General features: G+C 73.7%; 1 protein-coding gene. It reads left to right on the forward strand.

Annotation, left to right across the window (positions count from 1 at the left end; all coding sequences use genetic code 11):
• Positions 1–228, forward strand: a 228-nt coding sequence (locus tag H2O73_RS24485; RefSeq protein ID WP_220457801.1) for a hypothetical protein, incomplete at both ends; no start/stop codon positions are given.

Genomic DNA, 228 nt, shown 5'->3' on the forward strand with positions numbered 1-228 from the left:
TCACCCCCGTGGCGGGCCTGCCGCCGCTGCCCGCGGTGCTGGTCAACCCTGGCGTGGACGTGCCGACCCCGGCCGTGTTCAGGGGCCTGCGTCAAAAGGAAAATCCGCCCATGCCCGCCGACCTGCCCGGCTTTGCAACGCCGACCGATTGCGCCCGATGGCTCGCCACCCAGCGCAACGACCTGGAGCCGCCCGCCCGCGCCGCGGCCCCCGTGATCGACAGCGTTC

Source organism: Vibrio marinisediminis, from assembly GCF_014050145.1.
In the GTDB taxonomy this organism is placed as follows: Bacteria; Pseudomonadota; Gammaproteobacteria; order Enterobacterales; family Vibrionaceae; genus Vibrio; species Vibrio marinisediminis.